The organism is Paenibacillus terrisolis (assembly GCF_056171975.1).
Genome location: NZ_JBKFGG010000007.1, coordinates 1 through 20,610, shown reverse-complemented (window position 1 = coordinate 20,610; position 20,610 = coordinate 1). Strand labels below are relative to the sequence as shown.

At 50.9% G+C, this 20,610-nt stretch carries 19 protein-coding genes; 1 reads left to right on the top strand and 18 read right to left on the bottom strand.

The window, feature by feature from the left end:
• Window positions 1-504: 504 nt before the first annotated feature.
• From ACI48K_RS09385 to ACI48K_RS09320, 14 genes are all read right to left on the bottom strand, one after another.
• Window positions 505-1,158: a pentapeptide repeat-containing protein gene (locus ACI48K_RS09385; RefSeq protein WP_475027339.1), complete on the bottom strand. Its 654-nt coding sequence runs from the start codon at window positions 1,156-1,158 to the stop codon at window positions 505-507.
• Between the two features lie 15 nt (window positions 1,159-1,173).
• Entirely contained in the window at window positions 1,174-3,366 is a 2,193-nt protein-coding gene (locus tag ACI48K_RS09380; RefSeq protein ID WP_475027338.1) for a DEAD/DEAH box helicase, read from the bottom strand.
• On the bottom strand, window positions 3,363-4,742 hold the full coding sequence (locus ACI48K_RS09375) for an ATP-binding protein (RefSeq protein ID WP_475027337.1): 1,380 nt from the start codon (window positions 4,740-4,742) through the stop codon (window positions 3,363-3,365). The genes ACI48K_RS09380 and ACI48K_RS09375 overlap by 4 nt, the downstream gene beginning before the upstream one ends.
• On the bottom strand, window positions 4,739-6,655 hold the full coding sequence (locus ACI48K_RS09370; protein ID WP_475027336.1) for a TerB N-terminal domain-containing protein: 1,917 nt from the start codon (window positions 6,653-6,655) through the stop codon (window positions 4,739-4,741). The genes ACI48K_RS09375 and ACI48K_RS09370 overlap by 4 nt, the downstream gene beginning before the upstream one ends.
• A 297-nt stretch (window positions 6,656-6,952) precedes the next feature.
• Window positions 6,953-7,348 (bottom strand): GNAT family N-acetyltransferase, encoded by a 396-nt coding sequence (locus ACI48K_RS09365; RefSeq protein WP_475027335.1) that lies wholly within the window; start codon window positions 7,346-7,348, stop codon window positions 6,953-6,955.
• Between the two features lie 485 nt (window positions 7,349-7,833).
• On the bottom strand, window positions 7,834-8,355 hold the full coding sequence (locus tag ACI48K_RS09360; RefSeq protein WP_475027334.1) for a hypothetical protein: 522 nt from the start codon (window positions 8,353-8,355) through the stop codon (window positions 7,834-7,836).
• Between the two features lie 256 nt (window positions 8,356-8,611).
• Window positions 8,612-9,211, bottom strand: a complete 600-nt coding sequence (locus ACI48K_RS09355; protein WP_475027333.1) for a GIY-YIG nuclease family protein — start codon at window positions 9,209-9,211, stop codon at window positions 8,612-8,614.
• 324 nt (window positions 9,212-9,535) lie between these two features.
• On the bottom strand, window positions 9,536-10,015 hold the full coding sequence (locus tag ACI48K_RS09350) for a DUF6933 domain-containing protein (RefSeq protein WP_475027332.1): 480 nt from the start codon (window positions 10,013-10,015) through the stop codon (window positions 9,536-9,538).
• Window positions 10,016-10,540: 525 nt separating this feature from the next.
• Window positions 10,541-11,257, bottom strand: a complete 717-nt coding sequence (locus ACI48K_RS09345) for a Crp/Fnr family transcriptional regulator (protein WP_475027331.1) — start codon at window positions 11,255-11,257, stop codon at window positions 10,541-10,543.
• A gap of 53 nt (window positions 11,258-11,310) precedes the next feature.
• Window positions 11,311-11,493, bottom strand: a complete 183-nt coding sequence (gene rd / locus ACI48K_RS09340) for a rubredoxin (RefSeq protein WP_475027330.1) — start codon at window positions 11,491-11,493, stop codon at window positions 11,311-11,313.
• A gap of 35 nt (window positions 11,494-11,528) precedes the next feature.
• Window positions 11,529-12,755 (bottom strand): NAD(P)/FAD-dependent oxidoreductase, encoded by a 1,227-nt coding sequence (locus ACI48K_RS09335; RefSeq protein ID WP_475027329.1) that lies wholly within the window; start codon window positions 12,753-12,755, stop codon window positions 11,529-11,531.
• 14 nt (window positions 12,756-12,769) lie between these two features.
• The gene (locus ACI48K_RS09330; protein WP_475027328.1) at window positions 12,770-14,005 is read right to left on the bottom strand and encodes an FprA family A-type flavoprotein; all 1,236 of its coding nucleotides are present in this window, start codon (window positions 14,003-14,005) and stop codon (window positions 12,770-12,772) included.
• Window positions 14,006-14,207: 202 nt separating this feature from the next.
• Entirely contained in the window at window positions 14,208-15,803 is a 1,596-nt protein-coding gene (locus ACI48K_RS09325) for a peptide ABC transporter substrate-binding protein (protein WP_475027327.1), read from the bottom strand.
• A gap of 189 nt (window positions 15,804-15,992) precedes the next feature.
• Window positions 15,993-17,024, bottom strand: coding sequence for a zinc-binding alcohol dehydrogenase family protein (locus ACI48K_RS09320; RefSeq protein WP_475027326.1), 1,032 nt, complete (start codon window positions 17,022-17,024; stop codon window positions 15,993-15,995).
• Between the two features lie 139 nt (window positions 17,025-17,163).
• Here ACI48K_RS09320 and ACI48K_RS09315 point away from each other — a divergent pair, with 139 nt between their 5' ends.
• Window positions 17,164-17,541, top strand: a complete 378-nt coding sequence (locus tag ACI48K_RS09315) for a winged helix-turn-helix transcriptional regulator (protein ID WP_475027325.1) — start codon at window positions 17,164-17,166, stop codon at window positions 17,539-17,541.
• Between the two features lie 106 nt (window positions 17,542-17,647).
• Here ACI48K_RS09315 and ACI48K_RS09310 read toward each other — a convergent pair whose 3' ends face one another.
• The 4 genes from ACI48K_RS09310 to ACI48K_RS09295 form a co-directional block, all read right to left on the bottom strand.
• The gene (locus ACI48K_RS09310) at window positions 17,648-17,791 is read right to left on the bottom strand and encodes a TipAS antibiotic-recognition domain-containing protein (protein ID WP_475027324.1); all 144 of its coding nucleotides are present in this window, start codon (window positions 17,789-17,791) and stop codon (window positions 17,648-17,650) included.
• A gap of 102 nt (window positions 17,792-17,893) precedes the next feature.
• Complete coding sequence (locus tag ACI48K_RS09305) at window positions 17,894-18,319, bottom strand: MerR family transcriptional regulator (protein ID WP_475027323.1); 426 nt, start codon at window positions 18,317-18,319, stop codon at window positions 17,894-17,896.
• A 20-nt stretch (window positions 18,320-18,339) separates the two neighbouring features.
• Complete coding sequence (locus ACI48K_RS09300) at window positions 18,340-19,188, bottom strand: alpha/beta fold hydrolase (protein WP_475027322.1); 849 nt, start codon at window positions 19,186-19,188, stop codon at window positions 18,340-18,342.
• Between the two features lie 55 nt (window positions 19,189-19,243).
• Entirely contained in the window at window positions 19,244-20,482 is a 1,239-nt protein-coding gene (locus tag ACI48K_RS09295; RefSeq protein ID WP_475027321.1) for a hypothetical protein, read from the bottom strand.
• Window positions 20,483-20,610 lie beyond the last annotated feature (128 nt).

Genomic DNA, 20,610 nt, shown 5'->3' with positions numbered 1-20,610 from the left:
GGTGGTCTATCACTTCCATTTTAACCTACGGTGTGCGAACAGGGGCTGCCTTTCGTTCATCTTAACTAATTTCGGCAAACGAGTCAGTCTACGTCCTAAATCAATGATTTAGATGGAGAATTTCCAGTTAATATTCGACCAAACTCCACAAAAGACAAATTAGCTGGAGAATTTCCAGTTAGTTGAGCTCTATAGTTGAGAAGTGAGATTAGGTTAAGAGTCTAATGGGAGTTGTCGAGTTACTACCTTTTCCCCCTTTTCCTTTTGTTGTACCTAGTAGCATGAACCCGCCTATTATCACATCTGCCTCAGTTGGTTCTTACTCAAACCGGCCAGATATTGTAACGATCGGCTCTAGGGGCGATGTTTATAAATGATCTGTATAAGTACTTGTGCGGGGTATATATGACCAAAAAAGACAGTCCCCCATGAGGAGTTCTGTCTTCCGGTGCTTTCGGCATTATATCCAGTTTAATTTTCAGTCCGTAGTTCCGAAGTTAACGGCTACCCTTTCACCTTTAGCCCCAGCAGCTTGGCGAAGCCGATCGCTTGCTCCGGCGATACCGTGCAGCCGGATAGCGCCTGCATTGGCATATCAATTCGGTCGTAAGTACAGGTGCTGATGTCGATGCCCTTCAGTGAAGTTTCGTTAAAATCCGCCTCGTTCAGATCGCAATGCTCCAGTTCCGCATCCTTCAGTTTGCAGCCGTAAAAGCTGGCGTTCTCCAGCACGCAGCCGGTAAACCTCACCTGCTTCAACGAAGATTCGGCCAAGTCGGCCAGATTCATCACGCAGTTCTCGAACGTTACATTCCCGAGATTCGCCTTGGATAGATTGACGCCCGTCAATTTGCAGTCCTTAAAATGCACGCGATGAACGACGCCCTTGCTCAGCACGGCGTTGGACAGGTCGCAATGCTCCAGCACCGCATCCGTCAGATCCATCCGCTCGAACACGGTTCCTGTAAAAGAGCACCCTTCAAGCACCGCCTTCGCTAAAATGCAGCGCTCCAGCACTTCTTGCTCATACCTGGCTCCGCTGATTTTTGCCTCTACCAGCTCATGATCCGGGTCATCCAGCAGGTCTTCCCAATCCCGGCTCTCGAGCAGATCCTCTGCCGGAAGCTGCGGCATGAGCACCTTTGTCTTGCCAGCCATCCTCACTCACTCCTTCTATAACCGCTCCTTAAGCGCCTCCATCAAGCCAGGCATATCCAGCCCGTCCACGGCAAAAGCACGCTGTACCAGCTCCGGAGGCACGAACTCGTCGTATTTGCCGAGATATGGTGCCTCTCCTTCGCCCAGCAGTGACCCGGCATCCTGGGTGCCGGCCAACTCCGCGCGGACTGCCGACAGCAACTCGCCCGCCTCCGCCCCTCCGGCGACGACCATGTAATACGGCTCCATCGGGACGACCTGGCGCAGCTTCATCGGCTCATAGAGATTGTGCTTGAGCAGCCGCTCCAACGTACGAAACTGCTTGCTGCCCGCCCACGGCACAATAAACAGCGAATCCCCCCCTGCCGGAATGACCGGGCTGTCCAGCAGTCCGGTCTCACGGGCCAATCGGCGCGCCCGCTCCAGCCGGTTTACTGCGCCGGGCGCCAAATACGGGTAGAGCGTATATTCTTCCAGAACTTGACGCATTTTTTGCATGACCCGGCTGTGAATATCCCCGCCTCCGCCGAGCCACAGCGTATCCACCTTGCCCCGGGAAGGCTTGACGTACACCGCCTTGTGCTTGCTGTCGACCTCTTCTACCTTCCACAGCTTACCCGCCAGCGTAAAGCAGTAGCCGGGAGGCGGCACTGTCGTAATACTGCCGATCTCCTCGGACCCGTTGTAAACGGCATGCTCCTCATCGTCCTTGAACACCGCATAGAAGCGGAAGTTATTGACGACTTTCTCTCCGCCAAGCCCGATGATCAGCGTGCCTTCGTCCGTCTGCTGGATATGGTCGGTCTGCAGCAAATATTGCAAAAGCTGCCGATACTCCTCCGGCTCGATCTCGCGAAAAGCCGGCAGCGTCAGTACCGCCTGCGCCAGCTCGGCGGGCTCGGCTTCGCCGATGCTCTTGAGGATGCTCATCGTCTGATGATACAGTACCCCGACCGGCTTGCGCCGCAGCGCCGGCGGCTCAACCCATCTCTCGCGGATATACAGCTCGATGACCGCGATTGCCCGCAGCAGCGTCCACGGCATGCGGGCAGGCAGCTGCGCGTCCTCATCCTCTTCCTCCGCGCAGAGGAACATCATTTCGGACGCCTGATCGCCCCGGCGTCCGGACCGCCCCAGCCGCTGCACAAAGCTGGAGCAGCTGTACGGCGCACCGAGCTGGATCACCCGCTCCAGCTCGCCCAGATCGATGCCCAGCTCCAGCGTGACTGTCGCTGCGGCCACCGCCGGACCGGGACCGGAGCGCAGCGCGGCCTCGGTCTCCTCCCGCAGCATCGCGGATATGCTTCCGTGATGCACATGGAACACATCGCGTTCCTCCCGTTTGGCCGCGATCCGGCGCAGTTCCAGCGTCGTCAGCTCGGCGTCGGAACGGCTGTTGGTGAAGACGAGCGCTTTTTTCAGACGGGTATGATCATAGATAAAATTGTAGTAATTCTGCTTGGCTAGCTCCAGATGCTCGGCTTCCCGCTCATCGCGCGCATCGGGGAACGAAAAATGCTCCACCGACAGCTTCAGCTTGCGCCCGCCCTGCGGCGATACGACCTCAACCGCCTGCCGGCTTCCCCCGGCAAGCCAATGCGCAGCGGTGTCATAATCGCTTAAGGTGGCGGACAAGCCGATTCTGCGCGGCGTGCAGGAGGCCATCCGCTCCAGGCGGCTCAGTTGGCTCTGCACCTGAATGCCCCGATCCGCGCCCATAAAGGCGTGCACCTCGTCAATCATAATGTAGCGCAGATCATGGAATAACGCCGGAATCGCATTCGGCCGGTTCATCAGCAATCCCTCCAGCGACTCAGGCGTAATTTGCAGAACGCCGCAAGGCCGCTGCATCAGCTTCGTCTTCTCCGTTTGCGCAACGTCGCCGTGCCAGTGCCATACCGGAACCTCGCCCTCCCGCAGCAGCTCCTTGATCCGCTCGAACTGGTCATTAATCAAAGCCTTCAACGGGCCGATATACAGAATGCCGACCGACTCCGAAGGCCGCTCATACAGCTCGGTCAACGCCGGAAAAAACGCCGCCTCCGTTTTGCCCGAAGCCGTTCCCGAAGCGATAAGCAAATGATGAGGCGTATCCATCAGCACGCGGCACGCTTCAACCTGAGCCTCGCGGAGATCATCCCACCCTTTTCGGTAAATGTATTCCTGAATAAACGGCGCCAGCCTGGAAAAAGTCACCGGTCCGTTCATAGCTCAAACTCCGCAAGAAGATCATCCAGCTCATCGCCGGCTCCATCCGTTCCGCCTGAACCTGACTCTGAACCGTTCCCTCCGCTCTTTCGCACGCCTCCGGAAGCGGCAAGCATCTGCTCGCGCTCTCCCATCAACGCCTCGAAGGTCAACTCTGTATGCTGGTGCAGCATATGAAGCACATCCATGAAGTCCCGTACGACCTCCCGGGTTGTGAGGAGTTCGTCCGCGCCCAGCCGGTACACCGCCGCCTGCATGAAGGCGATCAATTGATCATCCGTCAGCTTCGCCTCATAGCCGAAATGCATCGCATGGATCTCCCGCAGCCTTTGCAGCAGAATCATGATTTCCTCATGGGACAGCATATCCAGCCGCAAAAGCGGCGAAGTATACGTCCGATACGCGCCGCTGCTGTACCTTCCGTCCATCAGCCGCGTCCGAAGCGCATCATAGCTGAACAGCCCCCGGCGCCCGTCCTCGACAAACTGGGGCGTGCCGCCCAGATAGATGCCGAGATGCTCCGCCTTGCCCTGCATCGTGTCGTTGAACATCGTAAGCAGCTTCTCGTAATTGCTTTGGCGGGAAACGCTATTCGTTATTTTATACAAGTTGACCCCTTCATCAATGAACAGCAGCAGCCCCTTGTACCCGATCCGCACCGCGAACTCCGCCCACAGCTTCATATAATCATACCAGTTGTCGTCTTCGATGATGACCCCGACGCCAAGCTCTTTGCGCGCTTCGGTTTTGGTCGGAATTTCACCGCGCAGCCAACGGAGCGCCGTCGCTTTTCGTTCGTCCTCGCCGAGCTTGTAGCCGCTCCAATAAGCCGACAGCACTCGGGCAAAATCAAATCCGTGCACCTGGTTCTGCATCTCTCCGGCCACCCCATAAATACGCAGCTCAACCGCCTCCAGAAGCTGCGGATCACCCGGCCGCAGACCCGTAGTCTGCATTTGCTCCTGCTGGAGCGCGGTAATCCACCGTTGCAGCATCGGCTCCAGCGCACCGCCGTCGGGACGGGTCCGGGTTGACAGATGGCTCATCAGCTCACGGTAAGTCGCCAGCCCCTGTCCCTTCGTTCCAACCAGCCTCCGCTCCGGCGACAGATCGGCGTCGCAGACGACAAACTCGCGGTCCATCGCGTAATTGCGCATCATTTGCAGCAGGAAGCTTTTGCCGCTGCCATAGCGGCCGGTGATCAGGCGAAAGGCCGCTCCCCCTTCCGCGATATTTTCCAGATCCTGCAGCATGGAAGCAACCTCCGGCTTCCGCCCGACCGCAATATGCTCCAGCCCGACCCGCGGCACTACCCCTGCCGTCAACGAATTGACGAGCGCCGTCGTCAGCCGCTTCGGAATTTGCGCCTGTTTCATTCAATCACCTCCATATAAATCTTCAGCCATCGATCCAGCTCCTCAGCATATTCCGGCGCAATGTCGCCTCCGTCGATCAGCAGATCGCCAAGCCGCTCCATCGACGACTCGTTGATCTCGTCATGCATGAGCTCCGGCATCGAGCCGGCTTGTTCGGCAATAGCGAACTGCGAAGCGGCCCCTTCGCCTTGCAGCATCGACGCCAGCAGCTTTCGATGAGCAGGAGCGAGCCGTGACAGCAGCTCTCTCCATTGTTCCGGTATCACGCTCAATTCCCACGACAGTGCTCGGTCTAAGGTGGCCTGATTTCCCGGCCCGGCTGCTTGTCCCTTTGCTTCTATCATGATCTCGTTTTCCTGTACCTCGGATTCGTTACGAACACTCGGCATACGTGGCGGATCTCCTTCCTTCAACCCCCAGCTTTGCTCAAAATCGAACTCCACCTGTAGAAGAGGGGGCTTCGCCGCAGAACCCGCCTTTTTCTTCCTGCCGTCGGCTGCCGAATTCGTTCTCTCCATCGCCGCTGCCGCACCGGATCTGTCTTCATTCCTCTGGCCGCCGTTTCCTAGTTGCTCACCTTTAGCCAGAAATGTAACGGTATCGGGCCGCTTCGTCTCAGCGGCTTCATCAAGGAGCAGCAGCTCCCGCACCTCGTCCGACTCCTGCTGGAGCCTTTTCAGCCTCGCGGCATTCAGCTTGACCTTCGGTGCATTCTCCCGCGCCTGCTTCGTTCTTCTCCGCTGGAATTCCTGCTCCACATATTTGGCGACGAGCCGTTCGATCTCCGGTTCCACCTCTACGCCGCGGAGCTTGCCCTTGACGCCGGTCAGCTCCCGCAGCTTGTTCTCGGTCAGCCGTACCAGCTGTGTTAAATAGGTCCGCAACGGCGCATGCCCGCTGATCGATTGCACAGAGACTCCCGCCGTTCGCCCGTACGTATCATGATCGTATACCGCGCTGCGGAACAGGAACCGCTCCACCTGCTTCATCGGAGGCATGTAACGCTCCAGCAGCCTTTTCCCGGTCAGCTTCCTCCAGTAGCCGTCCGCCAGAGTCACGACCTTCGGCGCGAAGATGCTAAGCTCCTTGCGTCCTTCCTTGCTGTAGAACCGGCTCTTTTCCACCTCGTAATCGATCAGCCGCCGCAGCAGCTCCCAATTCAGCTCCAGCGGCTCGGCAAGGAAATGCCGCTTCCATTCAAGCTCCTGAAGCTCAATGGATAACGTGCGCGGAATTTGTTGCATGCCTACCGGCTCCGGCAGCTCCAGATTGAAGACGACCGCAAAATCATACAGCCATTCCCGCACATAGCCGTCCAGTTTCGGGTAGCGGTGCCGGTATGCCAGCCACACCTCGCGCATCAGCTCCGCCCCTTGGACGGGCGTAGTCCAGCCTACTCCGTGAATCAACTCGTACAGATAGATGAACAAGTAAGAGAGGTCGTTGTCCGGATACCGCCCTGCATGCACCTCTCCGCGCCAATACAAATACCAGCGGAGCTGCGACGGCGCCATTTGCTCATATGTAGGCCAATAGGTTTGAAACGGAACGAAGTCCGCCGGTTCCACCGGCTCCCAAATCAACTCCCGCGCTTTCAGTACGAATTGCTGCTCCCGGGTCAGATAGCGAAAATCCCTGCCCCAATCGAGCTGGCGCTCGTTTGCAGCAGGGGCCACCACCCGGCTTGTTGTTGACTTCTCCGAAGCAGTAAAAACAGCCGAACCCTCGTCCGTCTTCCGTTCATCGGCTAACTCTGGATCCGCAATCCCGCCCGCCTGCGAAGGCGCTAGCCCCGGCTCATCCAACTCGATTTCCGCAAACACTAGCGATCCTTCCCTGACAGTCCGCAGTTCAGCCTCATCCGGGCGACAAGTACTGTTATATGAATGCAGCATGTCCTTGTTTTCATTCATTTTCCGCCATCCTCCATCACCCCTCCATTATAGCACTGAATCGGGTCCGAAATCGAAAGTTTGTTCGCCTTTTTAAATGTTTTTTCGTTCTAATATAATGAGAGCTAAGCTCGAGACTAATCCCTTTCTAGGACTAATTTTGAATGCTGGACACCACCATGATCCATGAACTCGGTCATGCCGCCGTTCCCCTACTGGTATCCGGCCTTATTCTGCGCATCGGCAGCTGCCATCAAAAACGGAGACCTCCGCTTTCGCGAAAATCTCCGTTATTGATACAATGCTTCTCTTATCCGATTAACATTCCAGTTTATAAACGACTTCCCCATCTTTCACCCGGCCATCTGCTTCAAAACCTAATTTTTCGTATAAACGTGTTGCCCAAACATTCTCTGGTTTAAAGCTTATGTATATGACCCGATGTTGTATATCTTCTTGAATCCTACCGATGAGTTTCTTCAAAGCAGCCGCCCCATAGTCATCGGACTGATGCTTATCATCTATCATTAACCGATAAATCCAATATTCATGATCTTCTTCATCCATACAATACATCTTAAATCCCACTAGAACCTCATCGTGATAAATAACGAAGCAAATGCACTCCTGGAATGCCTTAGCCTGTGCGAGCGAAAATAAATTTGTCGCTACAAACTTTCTTTGTTCTTCGGCTACACTAAGCCTTAATGACATCAAAAAAATTTTTCCAATCTATTTCCTTGAATATGATCATAAATGCCCTCCCTGTCTTTTTATGCCAATCTTGAATAATATCCTCCCCTCTGATCTGAGGATACTCATCATCAATATCTATATTCTCGTCTATCTCTCGGCAATTTCCGATAACGTCCTAGTATGTACGAAATACCCCAATCTTTGATAGCTCTTATCTTAGGCTGGGTCTTTTGTTGTCTGAGCGTCTTCCATGATTATATCTGGCAACCGAAGGGCAGTAGCCCTGATGCATGAATATGTTGTTATACGATTAGGAGGCCTACTTGACTAATCTAGAGATTTACTCAAATAATTATTTATGTATTTATTGTTGATTTGATATGTTGATTCATTTAATTCTTTTAATTTATTTATTCCTAAGTTGTAATCGCCATCTTCTATCTCTTTCACCGCTACGTATAACTTACCAATATAACCCAAATTATCATAATAATCATTTTCCATTATATAGTAAGCATATTTGTTTCGTTATTGTATTGCTCAAAAAATGGAATTATACAATTAGAAATATCTTGATTTAATATATATATCAATTTATTTGGATCTTTCCATATTCGATCATACCTAGTGAACGGATCATCCAAATCGAAAGTATTTTCTGATATCCCCCCATAAGGCTCAAATCCAGGAATGTCACCAATCGAATACCAATTTAAATATGTTTTTTTCTTAAGTACTTTCTCTACTAATGTAGCCATAGGTATACCCAGTATCGTTGATCCATGTTCAGACAGTTTTATACCTGCCATCTTAGCAAATTTAGGGTGGCCTATGAGTATTGAAATTGAAAATGAAGCAGACATTGAACTATTTGTTCTACTTTTCCATAAATGACATACTTGACGTATATCATTTATATCCCTATAAAAAGTATTTTTCGTCCTCTTAAATCCTATCTCCGCAAGTTTTGGTTCGAATAAATTTGTGATTATCTCACTCAGTGCATTACTATAATGTATCTCCAATAAAATCCCTCCTTTTTTAAGATTTCTGCTTTGTATTTATTTTCAGTCCGTAGTCGGAAGTGTCCAGTTCTCATGCATCCCCAAAATCCCTCCTCAGGGCCGTAGATGTATGCATAATGCGTGAAACACACTTGGTCTATTAAGGTTGATTGCCTGAGCCTGTTTTCTCGCCTTTGGCCTTCTGGAATCCAAGCGCAAAACTAGCCCGCAACGTGACTACGATGTATTATGCTGGTATGCCTTCTATGAAAAACCTTCAAAATGATTTAAGAGCGACATTCCACTCTGGTTTATATTTCTTTATAAGCTCTTCTTCAATAATTGTTATTTCTTTATCTTCTGTTAATTTATAAATAAAAAATTTAGTAGATCCTTTATTTATGGAGACTAAGTTATTCAAGTGGCAATTTGTTGATTGACCATCAATAAAACAATTCTTTGGATGAATCTTGCCATAACCTTGATTTATTCGTTTTCCGAAAGAATCTCTACATCTTCCAATATATTTAACAAGGTCATTAACACAAAATAAATATAACCCCTTTGATTTCTTTACTTGAGGGTCTTCAATTACAAATTCAGCATATGTCTTATCTCCGTTCTTGTTTAAAAATTCTTTATAGTACAAATCATTGTTATTCTTCAGTTCTAGTAAAAAATCACCAAGTTTGTAATTTAGATATGTACTGTAGTCATTCATTACCTTTATTCTAAACTTCTCATATCTTCTATTATTTATAGTTTCAAGCAACGACTTATTGTTCTTACGAGTAAAAACATCTTCATATGTATCGCCAACAAATACGAGTGGAACTTCCTTAAATGCGAGTTCTTTATTTAATGCTGTTAGCTTCATTAAATTAACTCCTAATATTTATTAGTCGTAGTTCCTTTCGTTGTTACATTCACGAACCTCCGAAGTTCGTGGTCACAGCAATTGCTCCCTTAGCCACATCTGCGACCAAGGGTGTCAGTCCGATCATAACGTTCTCGTATTTACAACGTCCAACTCCCTTAAGTCCCAACGGAGCGGCCCTGATGCGGTTAAGTTTGAAAGGTTTCCTCCCGATCCAGCTATTTCAAAATGCCTTTGGCAGATCGAGAAGTCATTAGGTTGCGATTCTCGAATACGGCGCTATGTGGTTACCAGCGCCTACTTGAGTTACTTTTCTAGAGATCATTAATAATTTTTTGCTAGTTCTTTCTTGAATACATTAATGGGTTTTTCGTAGTCTATGGGTTTGAAAATTCTAGCATTTAACCAAGAAGTAAGGTGAAAAGTATAATTAAACTCTTTAATACTGCTATACAAAGCCATCTCATTCATAGTTCCTAAAACGCTTTTGTTATTTGTCTTTCCAATATGAAATTCCCCAGCTTCAAAAAAATACTGATCAATAACGGTTTTCCTGATTCCCTCAAATATTAAATAATCTTTCAGTTCATTATTAAACTTATCTTTTAATTTATCAATTTGGGAACTCCTAATACCATCAATCACTAGACACATGCGACTAGAATCATTTACAAATATTATGTGTTTTCTTCTTAATTGGAGTATGTTCACATGCCAACTAAATAACGAGTCGACAGCTCCCAATTCGACTGGAGCGACTTTCATGTCTTTCAAGAGTTTTTGAGTAAATCTAAGCGCAAGCATATTATTCGCTCCTCATTATTTTTTTATCGTTTCCTATAATACTCCCATACTCATGATGTCCTACCGACTTAAGGCTGCAAGCCGGCCCACTGCGTGAACACTATGTTTTGGATCACCCTCAAGATTTCTTTACCTCGTCTTCTCCAAAATAAAAACCTTTAAGTTGTTTATCAAAAAAATTTTTCAAGTTTTCTTAATCAATTGTATAAATGACTTCATTGGTTTATTTTCTCCTTTTATCTCGGTAATTTCTGATAATGTTTCTACGAACCCGAAAGTCTTACGCTAGCGACTGGGACCAACGGATTTGATCCCGCAGGGTTGTAAACTGAATCTATTTCTCTGATCATATCAATTCGTCCACCATCTATATCGATATATTAGACGAAGACCCGCATTTTCCTTTTTTCAACTCCCATTGCTCAATCCTGAACGCCCCCCTTACCAAAAGAAAAACTCCGGCCACCCAGACCGGAGTTTCAACTGTCCTTATGAAGTTTCCCCCTACTTCCAACCCTCTCCACCCTAATCAATAATCCCCTCAAACGACTCCCGATTCTTGACGATCATCACTTTGTTGCCGATCAGCTCGATCAAGCCGGAGTTTTCGAACAGGGCGAATTTGCGGCTGATCGTTTCGCGGGTAACGCCGACATAGTTGGCCATTTCTTCGCGGGATAGGGGGAGGTCGATGTGAATGCGGCTGCCGCGCGGTTTGCCGTATTTGTCGCAGAGCTCCAGGATCATGTAGGCGATGCGGATTTCCGGGTCCTTGGTCGCCAGGCTTTGAGCCAAATTTTCGGTGTGGGCGAGCCGTTTGGTGACGATTTGCAGGAGTTTCACCGCGATCTCCGGGTTCTCCAGGATCAGCCGCTCCATGTCCGTGCGGGTCAGCATGCAGATACCCGTGTCCTTCAGCGCATAGGCGCTGAAGTTGCTGAGTTCGTCGCTGTTGAAAATGCTCAGTTCGCCGAAGAAGTCCCCCGCGGTCAGGATGTGCAGGATCTGCTCCTTCCCTTCCGGCGTCGTTTTAGACAACTTCACATGCCCGTGCTGAATGATGTACAGCGTATCGATCGGCTGCTGCTCCACCAGCAGCGGTTCGCCTTTCACAAATTCACGGTGCCGGATCATGGCGCTGATTCGCGACAGATCGGCATCGGCCAGCGAGGCGAATATCGGCACGTTTCGCGTACAGGGCTCCGCTGCATATTGACAATGTAGACAAGGTGTTTCCAGCATCTCTCGGGTCCTCCTTAAGGCTCTAACTTCCATGTTCCAACAACACGCTCAAATTAAGAAGCCGTCTTGGATTTGTCCGGCACCGGCGCAAAATGGCTCTTGTCTTCGCCGCAAACCGGGCACACCCAGTCGTCCGGCAAATCCTCAAAAGCGGTGCCCGGCGCGATATCCTCATCGGGATCGCCAAGGGCGGGATCATAGATATAACCGCAAGGCTGACAAATATATTTTTGCATGAATAAGCATCTCCTTCAAAAGAGTTTTTTAAAAATCAATTCTCCAGTTTCTCTTCCACAGCCGCCATAATAGCACCAACCGTACTATTCGGGAGGTCCAAGCCGTCAAGGCAGATTCCCCGTTCAATCGCCGCCTTATAGCTGAGCGACGCGGCCGCTCCTTCCCAGGAAATGGCGCCGACTATTGTGTTATCTTTCACAAACACATGCGTGTAGACGCCATCCTCTGACGACGAGAACGTCAAATCGCAACGAGCCTCATCGATATCTCCCATCGAAAACAGCGAAATGCCAAACGCGTTGAACAGTGTCACAGGCACCGGTTTGCGGTAAACCTCGGACTCGGCAGCGGCCATGTTGGTTCCCGCAACGCGTCCCTGCTCCATGGCGGATCCCCATAAGCCTTCCACGATCCCGCCAATCTCGGCGACGTCTCCGGCAGCGTAAACCTGCGGAACGCTCGTTTCAAGGCGCTCATTCGCCAAAATGCCCATCCGGACTTCGATCGCGGTATTTTGCGCCAAATCCGTATTCGGCACAATCCCGATGGAATACACGACATGCTCGCAGCCGATTTCCGTTTGGTCGTTCAACACGACGCCGCTTGCCTTCTCCGCTCCGCTTATCGCAGCAACCCCGCGCTGTAAAATCACCTGTACGCCAGCCGCCTCCAAAACTTGGCGCAGCCGCTCGGACGAAACCTCGTCCAGCTGTCTCGCCATCAGGCGGGGAGACGCTTCGATCACGGTTACCCGGTAGCCGCCTTCATGCAGCGCCCAAGCCGTCTCCAAACCCTGCACGCCGCCGCCGATCACCACGATGCGGTCGCCATCCGCGAGTTGCGACTTCAAGCGGTCGGCATCGCCCAAAACGCGCAGCGCATGCACATTCTCCAGCGCCGTCCCTTCCACGGGAAGCGCGCGATTTCTCGCGCCCGTGCAGAGCAGCAGCTTATCGTACGCAACCCGCTCTCCGCCGGCGGTCTCCACCTGCTGCCGGTCCGCGTCGATGCTAACCGCCCGGGTAGAGCTCCGAACCGTGATCCGGTTATCCCGGAACCACTTTTCTTTTTTAATCAGAACCTTTTCGCTGTGCAGGTCCGAAAACAAGCCTTTGGTCAGCTTGATCCGGTTGTACGGCAGGCTGCTTTCCTCGCTCAGGATCGTAATTTCCGCTTCCGCCTCAAGATCCCGGATCGCCTTGGCCGCTTGAACCGCTGCCGGTCCGCCGCCGACGATCACGAATTGCTTAGGAGTAGTCATAGTCTCAGGCCTCCTTACAACGAGCTCAGCAGCAGGTCGGAAACGAAATCGGCCGCGTGTTTGATTTTTTGCGTTTTCTCGGCGTCCTTCGGCGAGAAGCGAACGCGGATCGGGAATTCCACATGCGTCATGCCTGTCGATTTGATGACATCCGAGGTGCTTTGCACCGTCATATTGGTTTGCTTGAGATAATCCTGAATGACTTCGATCGCCTCTCCGCTCCAGCCGTAAGAACCAAACGCCGCCGCAAGCTTGCCCTCCAGGTTCATGCTCAGCATTTCCTTCAGGATCGCTTCCAAATTGCCGATCATGTCCGCATACCGCGTGGAACTGCCCACGAAGACGGCGTCCGCGACCGCAATACTGGCCAAAATGTCCGATGCCGGGCTTTTATCCGCATCCCATACCTCGGTTTCGATGCCGCTCTCCGTCAAAGCGTCCCGCAGCAGGTTCGCCATTTTTTTCGTATTGTTCTTGAGCGTGGTGTAAACGATGGCCGCCTTTTTGCCCTTTGTCGTATCGCGGCTCAGCCCATCGTACAGATCGATATATTGACGCACATTCGTGCGGAGAATAAAACCGTGGGAAGGCGCGATCATTTGAATATCCATATCCCGAACAGCATCCATCAGCGTTCTTACGTATCTGCGGTGCGGATGAATGATGGCGCTGTAATAACCTTTGAAATCCTCGCTAATGTCAAATCCGGCTTCATCGTCAAACAGACTTTGCACGGCCACATGGGTGCTGAAAATATCGCAGGGGAACAAGATCTTGTCCTCCACGCAATAGGTGATCATCGTTTCCTCGGTGTGCAGATAAGGAGTCTCTTTGAACAGCAGCGTTTTTCCGCCAATGTCCAGCGTATCTCCGTCCCGCACGACCAGGAAATGGCGGCTGTGCAGCTTGTACATTTCCTGCAGTTCCGGCACGGCGATCTCCGTGCATACAATGGTGGCGTTGGTCGCTTGGGCGGCCAGAGCGGCGAGTCCTCCGGAGTGGTCCGGTTCCGTGTGGTTGATCACGATGTAGGCGATATCCAAAGGATCGATCATTCCGCTGACGCGCTCCGCAAATTCGCGGCCGAATTCAATGTCCACGGTGTCGATGACTGTAGGTTTTCCCGTTTTGAGCAGGTATGAATTGTACGTGGTCCCCTTAGCCAGCACAAGCCTGTGGAAAGGAACCTCGCGATCGTCGATTTTGCCAACCCAGTAAATGTCTTGCGCAATTTGATTATCCGTGTTCATGATTATGAACCTCCTTGATGATTTTGTTTATCGGCAAAACCCATTCTAAACGTGCCGATCCATCAAAAAGAGGATTCAAATCAAATTTTGCAGGATTTTTGCCCATCCGCTTATGCGTTCGGTCACTCGGAAGGTTTCATTTTGGCGGCAAAATAAAAATCCCCCTCGCGAAAGCTCGTTTCGCAAGAGGGATTTTCCCTATTTATTTGAAGTAACCTCTGGTAAAGTTCAGGGTGTCGTCGTAGTCCATATACAACCCCGCCAGGTTCGGTTTGCTAACGGTGAAATCCGTATAGTAGTACAGCGGTAAAATCACCATCTGATCGATCAGCAGCTTCTCCGCCGCGGCGTAAAGCTTGTCGCGATCGGCGGCTTCCGGCGCCAGGCGCGCTTTTCTCAGATAGCTGTCGTAAGTCTTGCTGGTCCAACCGGAATCGTTCGCTCCCCCGGACATAAAGTATTCCAAAAACGTCGAAGGGTCGTTATAATCTCCGGCCCAGCCCGCCCGCGCAATCTGATATTTCAGATTCGTGCGGTTATTGATGAACGTTCCCCATTCCTGGGACACGACCTTGGTCGAGACTCCCAAGTTTCTCTTCCAGCTGTTGATGACGGCATTTGCGATACTCAGGTGCGAGTCCGCCGTATTGATCGTGATCGTAATTTCCGGCAGCTTCTTCAAGCCCTCTTCCGCCAGGCCTTGCTTCAGCAGCTCGCGAGCTTTGGCCGCGTTTTCCTGAAAATACGCTTTATCCGGTATCTCGGAACGGAAATCCTGAGTTACGCTGCGAATCCCTGGAGGGACGAACCCAAACGCCGGCGTGCCGTATCCGAGCTGCTGACGATCTACGGCCATGGACAACGCTTTGCGAATCTTCAGATTCGTAAAAGGCTTTTTCGTGAGATTGAATTGATAATAATAAGTAGAGCTGATGGCAAACGAACGATAATCGGGATTGTTTTTTAGATCCATTTCCTGATCCAAATAACCGTTATTGCCGCTAAACCAATCCACTTTATTGTTCTTATAGGAGGCAAGCGGATCTGTGGGGACGGACACAAACTGTGCTGTCGCAAAGCGGATCGACGCCGCATCGTAATAGCTTGGATTTTTCGCCAGCGTTAAACTCTCATTCGTAAAGTCTTTCAGCACAAACGGGCCGTTGGAAACGAGAGAATCCGGACGTATGGACCAAAGCGGATTGTCTATCACTTTAACATTGGAAGAATAAGCCGGATCAAAGATCGGCTCGGCCACCTGCTGCGGAAAAGTGGAGGTTCCTTCGGTCAGCTTGACCTGCAGGGTTGCATCATCCAGGGCTTTCACCCCGACCCTGGAGGCATCGCCGATTTCCCCGGTGGAATAGCCTTCCGCATTGACGATTCCGTACATCAGGTACACATAGGGATAATAGGCGTTTGGATCGAGCGCCCTTTTCCAGGCATACTCGAAGTCCGCAGCTTTGACCGGCTGCCCGTTGCTCCATTTGGCTCCGGAACGGAGCGTAAACGTATAGGTTTTGAGATCGGGCGATGCGGTCCACGATTGAGCCATTCCGGGTACGGCCTTGCCCTGCTCGTCCAGACGCACCAGGCCCTCGAAAAGCCCCTTCACCGCGGATCTATCCGTGGCGTTCATCGCCTCTGCCGGATCCAGGGAAACCGGCAAAGACTGAACCGCCATGCGAAACGTCTGACCGTTCGGATCACTCCCCTGCGCCAAAGCCTTCGGGCCGTTCACCGCCCCTAAGCCGAATAACAATGCAAATACCAAAAGCAGATTCATCCTTGTTCTCATGCGATCTCTCCATGTTCAAATTTGGAAACACTCGATTTCTATCGTAAATTATGTATACAATCTGTATTATCTCTGAAACCGTTTAAAATCGGAAGGAAAATCTTTGCGTATAAGCAAAAACTCCATCTCTTTTTTGGGGAGATAGAGTTATCGAATGCTCCTGAAATGCGAAAGATTAGATACTTTCCCTTAAAACCCCTTCAAAACAACCTTCCCCACGGTTTGCCCCGTTTCCAGCATGGCATGCGCTTTCCGCAGGTTGACCGCATTGATCGGTTCCAGCTTCTCGGTTAACGTCGCCCGGATAATGCCTTGATCCACCAGACCGGACAATTCGCTCAAAATTTGATGCTGTCTGATCATGTCCGGCGTTTGGAACATCGGACGGGTGAACATCAGCTCCCAGACGAACGTCACGCTTTTGTCTTTCAGCAGCGTCAGGTTCAGCAGCTCATCCGTTTCGACGATCGAGCAGATTTTGCCCTGCGGCGCAATGGCGGCGGCCATATTGTTCCAATGCTTCTCCGTCGTGTTCAGGCAAAAGATGTAATCGACCAGTTCAAAGCCGATCGCTTTGAGCTGCGGAACGAAATCCTCGAAGTGATTGATCGTGTAATCCGCGCCAAGATCCTTCGCCCATTCTACCGACTTTGCGCGTGAAGCCGTCCCGATGACCGTCAAGCCGGCGTATTTGGCGAGCTGCGTCGCGATCGAACCCACACCGCCCGCAGCGCCGATGATCAGGATGGTTTTGCCTTCGTTATCGGCTTTGTTCGTTGAGATCTGCAGCCGGTCAAACAGCCCTTCCCAAGCGGTGATCGAGGTCAGAGGCAACGCCGCAGCCCGGGCAAAATCGAGCGAAGCCGGTTTGGCGCCTACGATGCGCTCATCCGCCAGATGAAACTCGCTGTTCCCGCCGGGACGGGTGATGCTGCCGGCATAAAACACTTCATCCCCTGCTTGGAACAAGGTAACTTCCGGCCCAACCGCTTCCACTACGCCCGCAACATCCCAGCCAAGCACCCTCGGCGCGGTTTCCGTCCGGCTTTTAGGTGAACGAACCTTCGTGTCCACCGGGTTCACGGAGATCGCTTTGACGTTCACCAGCAAATCCCTTCCGGCCGGAACCGGCTTCGGCAGTTCGACATCGAGAAGGCTCTCCGGGTCATCAATGGGTAAGTATTTATACAAGCCAACCGCTTTCATCGTTTCATTCGCCATTTTATGCTACCTCCACGTTTGTATCTATTTAGGGTTTCTTTTCTGTTGTTAATTTATCTCACGTATTCTAAAATTGTAAGTACGCACATTCGTGTTATGTAGTATTCATTTATATACTGTTAAGGAGCTGAACGGAAAAATGCGTGATCGCAAAAGCGGATACGGCGCATGTCCCAGTGGAGAAGGCTGCCCGGTAGAATACACGCTGGACGTTATCGGAGGAAAATGGAAAGGCGTGCTGTTGTACCACATGATTGGCGGAGCGATTCGATTCAACGAGTTCCGGAGAATTTGCCCAGCCATCACCCAGCGGATGCTGACGCTGCAGCTTCGGGAGCTGGAAGAGGACGGCTTGGTCCACCGTGAGGTATACAATCAAGTTCCGCCCAAGGTGGAATATTCGTTAACCGAATTCGGGCAGACGCTGGTGCCCATTATTTTGAAAATGAAAGAATGGGGCGAAACCTACAAGAGCAAGCTCGCCTCCAATGAAAAAAAGACGCCGGTGAAATCCTGATCTCACCCGACTGCATAAGCCGAATTGTATACGGAAAAGAAAACACCTCATTTCCAAATGGATCCTTTGGGAATGAGGTGCTCAGTTTTTTAATTGCAATGCCAGTCTATTTGTTGTTCTCACTGTAAATTTCGAGGGCTTCCCCTATAAATTTTGACGCACCGTTACCGTACTTTTTATCTGTAATTTTTATAAACTCAGGTTTTGTTAAATAAAAATCCGCCATTAATCCCCAGTAGTTTTCCCCCATATCCATCTTAAGAGTTTGTCAGGGTCAATACTATTTTGGATTTAATACACAAACAGGCGGACAGCCGAAACTGCCCGCCCCATCACAGGGATTTATACTGATTTAGCGGTTACGCGGAAGAAGCTCCTCCGAGCAGTCCGGAGCATCGCTCCGTTCCCCAAGCCCCGAGCGCTCGATCAGCATCGAATAATTGTCCAGCTTGAACCGGATCAGCTCCAAGGTTTCCTTCATTTCTTCCATTTGCGCCTCGATTTTCTTCTGATGCTCGAAAAGCACATCGTAGGAGCCTTTGTAATCATGGTCAACCGCCAATTTCGTCAGCCGTTCGATTTCCTTGAGCGGCATCTGAGTGCGTTTGAGACGGTTCACGAAATTAAAACGTTCCATATCGTGCTTATCGTAAGCCCGCTGCCCGTTGCTTTGGCGTTTGGGCGACGGCATCAGGCCGATTTTCTCATAATATCGGATCGTGTCGTAGCTGAGGCCAATGGTCTTCGAGATGTCGGCAATCGTATATGTAGGCTCCACTTCTCGCCCTCCTCGTCTCACTATATTCTTGTCAAAAACTCATCCATATACCCGTAAAACTCCGCCGGACTGCTCAAGTGGACATTGTGGTCGGAATGCGGCACTTCACAAGCCATAACGTCCGCAAGCAAGGATTCCATCCGGCGGAAATCTTCATCCGGAACGGCTTCATGACTGCCCGAGCGCATCAATAATACGGGACATTTGATCTTGGGCAGAATGCCGTACCAATCCACGTCATACGCGATTCCGGCAGCCATCGCCTGTGCGCTGAACATCATTTGGTACCCTTCGGGCGTCTCGATTAAACTGTTCATAAAATAATGATAGCCAAGCTCCGATTCGGCGGTTGCCCGGATATATTCCTTAGCTTCGCTTAAATCGGCAAACGGCAGCGGCCAATCCTTCGCCACAGGGTCAACGGGCGCGACTTGCTCCAAAACCGGCAACATCTCCGGGTTGGCGGGTCCGGAGGCAGAGCGGTCAAGAATAGCCGCAGCCCTCGTATATTCGGGATACAGCGCGGCAAAATGTCCGGCAACGCGTCCACCCATTGAATGGCCGACGATGATCGCCGAATCGATCTTCAAAAATCGGAGCAGCTCCGCGATATCCCCCGCCATTTCCTCCGCCGTATAACGGGAAACGGGCTTTCCGCTGAATCCGTGACCTCTTTGGTCCGGCGCAATAACCCGATACTTCGCGCCGTAATGCCGGATGAAGTCAAACCAGGTTTCACCCCGCCCCCATCTTCCGTGCAAGCAAATGATTACCGGACCTTCCGTTTTCGTATCCAGATAAAACATATCCAGCTGCGGCAGCTTCGCTATATTTCGGTATATTTTAACTCTGCCCAGTGCATCTTCCATCGTTCATCCCTGATTTCATGTTCAAATTATGAGTATTTGTTGGCGTGATCCCCTATCAGACGGCCTTGCAAATTTTGTTCAGTACCGTAACGTCCTGCCCGAACTTGCACATCGCTTCGCAGTCGCAGCGCAAATCATGAAACAAAATATAGGAAATTGACACGGAATCGTCCGTTCGAAAAGAAGGCCGCAGCAGCTGCCCTTGAATCTCCTTCTCCCTGCTTTCCGGCGCAACCAGATAGAAATGCTCCTTCGCGTTTTCAATGGACAAAGCCAAATCGTTCAGCCTTAAAATGCCCGAATAAATGGACGTGCTTTTTTCAACTTCAAACCCGCCGATAATGCGATCGTCGTCGCCCAGCCAAAGAACGTCGATCAGCGACACCGTATCATGCACAGCCGGAGGAAGCGCCGGAATAGATAGCTTCGGAATGGAATATTCGCCGAGTTTTTGACCGCTCCACTCTCTTTTATGATCGTTGCGGGCGATCCAAACGCGGTATCCGAGAGATTTTCCCAATTTGGCGAGGTAAAATTGCATCTCCGAATGGGCGCTTTCCTCCTGTAAATCCGAAGCAACTTCCTTATGCCGCTTGGCCCGGGCTTTGAGTTGCTTCTCCTGCTCAGCGTTCAGCGCGGCTTCGGCATTCTCTTCGATAATCAGCCGATTGCTGCCGATTTCAAACAATAAACCGGCAATCGCTCCCAAATCCTTCGAAAGCGTGTTCCGATGCTTAGCGTTTACCTGAAGAATCACCTCGCGCATTTCCAGATAAGCCTCCCAGGAACCAAGCCTCTTCTTTTCATGCAATAAAATATTAAATCCATTAACTATTGCCGTATTAAACGGAGGAAACCAGCTGGGATGCAAAAAGTATATGATGTTAGCCACCGCCGGACCCAGGCCTTTGATTTTCAAGTCGCTCAGTTTATGTATCTCGTAAAGCACCTGCTCTTCCGTCGTTGCTTCGAGACAGGCCTTCAGGAACCGGCCGAAAGCTTTCTGGTTGGTTTCGTTTTCGTAAATATCCGGGATGCGAAGCTTAGGCTTCCAGAAAAAAGCGTGCGCCGCCCCCTCAAATACCTGCTTCTGCTCCGAAATTGCCGTAACCACGGTCTCCAGGCTGGAGCCTTTGAAGTCATTGCCGAACGTACCGCGTTCAATTTCGGAAATCACCTTTGGGAGGCTTTTCCGAATGCTCCGGAATGCTTTGAGCCGATCGTCGCTGTTCAAAAACCAGGTTTGGTAAACGGATTCCGGATCGGACTTGTAATTGGCGATAATCGTTTCCATCGTTTTTGGCTGCCCTCCTCACCCATGCGTCTAGGAGTAATTATATAGCATTCCAGATTTGGGAAATAGGAACACCGTGTGGAGGTTTGAAGAAATATACACGATAGTTAACATAACTATCATTATGT

What these genes read in the sequence shown, in the direction of transcription:
- ACI48K_RS09385 (WP_475027339.1), bottom strand. Translation starts at nt 1,158, where the DNA reads ATGGCTGGCAAGACAAAGGTGCTCATGCCGCAGCTTCCGGCAGAGGAT.
- ACI48K_RS09380 (WP_475027338.1), bottom strand. Translation starts at nt 3,366, where the DNA reads ATGAACGGACCGGTGACTTTTTCCAGGCTGGCGCCGTTTATTCAGGAA.
- ACI48K_RS09375 (WP_475027337.1), bottom strand. Translation starts at nt 4,742, where the DNA reads ATGAAACAGGCGCAAATTCCGAAGCGGCTGACGACGGCGCTCGTCAAT.
- ACI48K_RS09370 (WP_475027336.1), bottom strand. Translation starts at nt 6,655, where the DNA reads ATGAATGAAAACAAGGACATGCTGCATTCATATAACAGTACTTGTCGC.
- ACI48K_RS09365 (WP_475027335.1), bottom strand. Translation starts at nt 7,348, where the DNA reads ATGTCATTAAGGCTTAGTGTAGCCGAAGAACAAAGAAAGTTTGTAGCG.
- ACI48K_RS09355 (WP_475027333.1), bottom strand. Translation starts at nt 9,211, where the DNA reads ATGAAGCTAACAGCATTAAATAAAGAACTCGCATTTAAGGAAGTTCCA.
- ACI48K_RS09350 (WP_475027332.1), bottom strand. Translation starts at nt 10,015, where the DNA reads ATGCTTGCGCTTAGATTTACTCAAAAACTCTTGAAAGACATGAAAGTC.
- ACI48K_RS09345 (WP_475027331.1), bottom strand. Translation starts at nt 11,257, where the DNA reads ATGCTGGAAACACCTTGTCTACATTGTCAATATGCAGCGGAGCCCTGT.
- rd (WP_475027330.1), bottom strand. Translation starts at nt 11,493, where the DNA reads ATGCAAAAATATATTTGTCAGCCTTGCGGTTATATCTATGATCCCGCC.
- ACI48K_RS09335 (WP_475027329.1), bottom strand. Translation starts at nt 12,755, where the DNA reads ATGACTACTCCTAAGCAATTCGTGATCGTCGGCGGCGGACCGGCAGCG.
- ACI48K_RS09330 (WP_475027328.1), bottom strand. Translation starts at nt 14,005, where the DNA reads ATGAACACGGATAATCAAATTGCGCAAGACATTTACTGGGTTGGCAAA.
- ACI48K_RS09325 (WP_475027327.1), bottom strand. Translation starts at nt 15,803, where the DNA reads ATGAGAACAAGGATGAATCTGCTTTTGGTATTTGCATTGTTATTCGGC.
- ACI48K_RS09320 (WP_475027326.1), bottom strand. Translation starts at nt 17,024, where the DNA reads ATGGCGAATGAAACGATGAAAGCGGTTGGCTTGTATAAATACTTACCC.
- ACI48K_RS09315 (WP_475027325.1), top strand. Translation starts at nt 17,164, where the DNA reads ATGCGTGATCGCAAAAGCGGATACGGCGCATGTCCCAGTGGAGAAGGC.
- ACI48K_RS09310 (WP_475027324.1), bottom strand. Translation starts at nt 17,791, where the DNA reads ATGGGGGAAAACTACTGGGGATTAATGGCGGATTTTTATTTAACAAAA.
- ACI48K_RS09300 (WP_475027322.1), bottom strand. Translation starts at nt 19,188, where the DNA reads ATGGAAGATGCACTGGGCAGAGTTAAAATATACCGAAATATAGCGAAG.
- ACI48K_RS09295 (WP_475027321.1), bottom strand. Translation starts at nt 20,482, where the DNA reads ATGGAAACGATTATCGCCAATTACAAGTCCGATCCGGAATCCGTTTAC.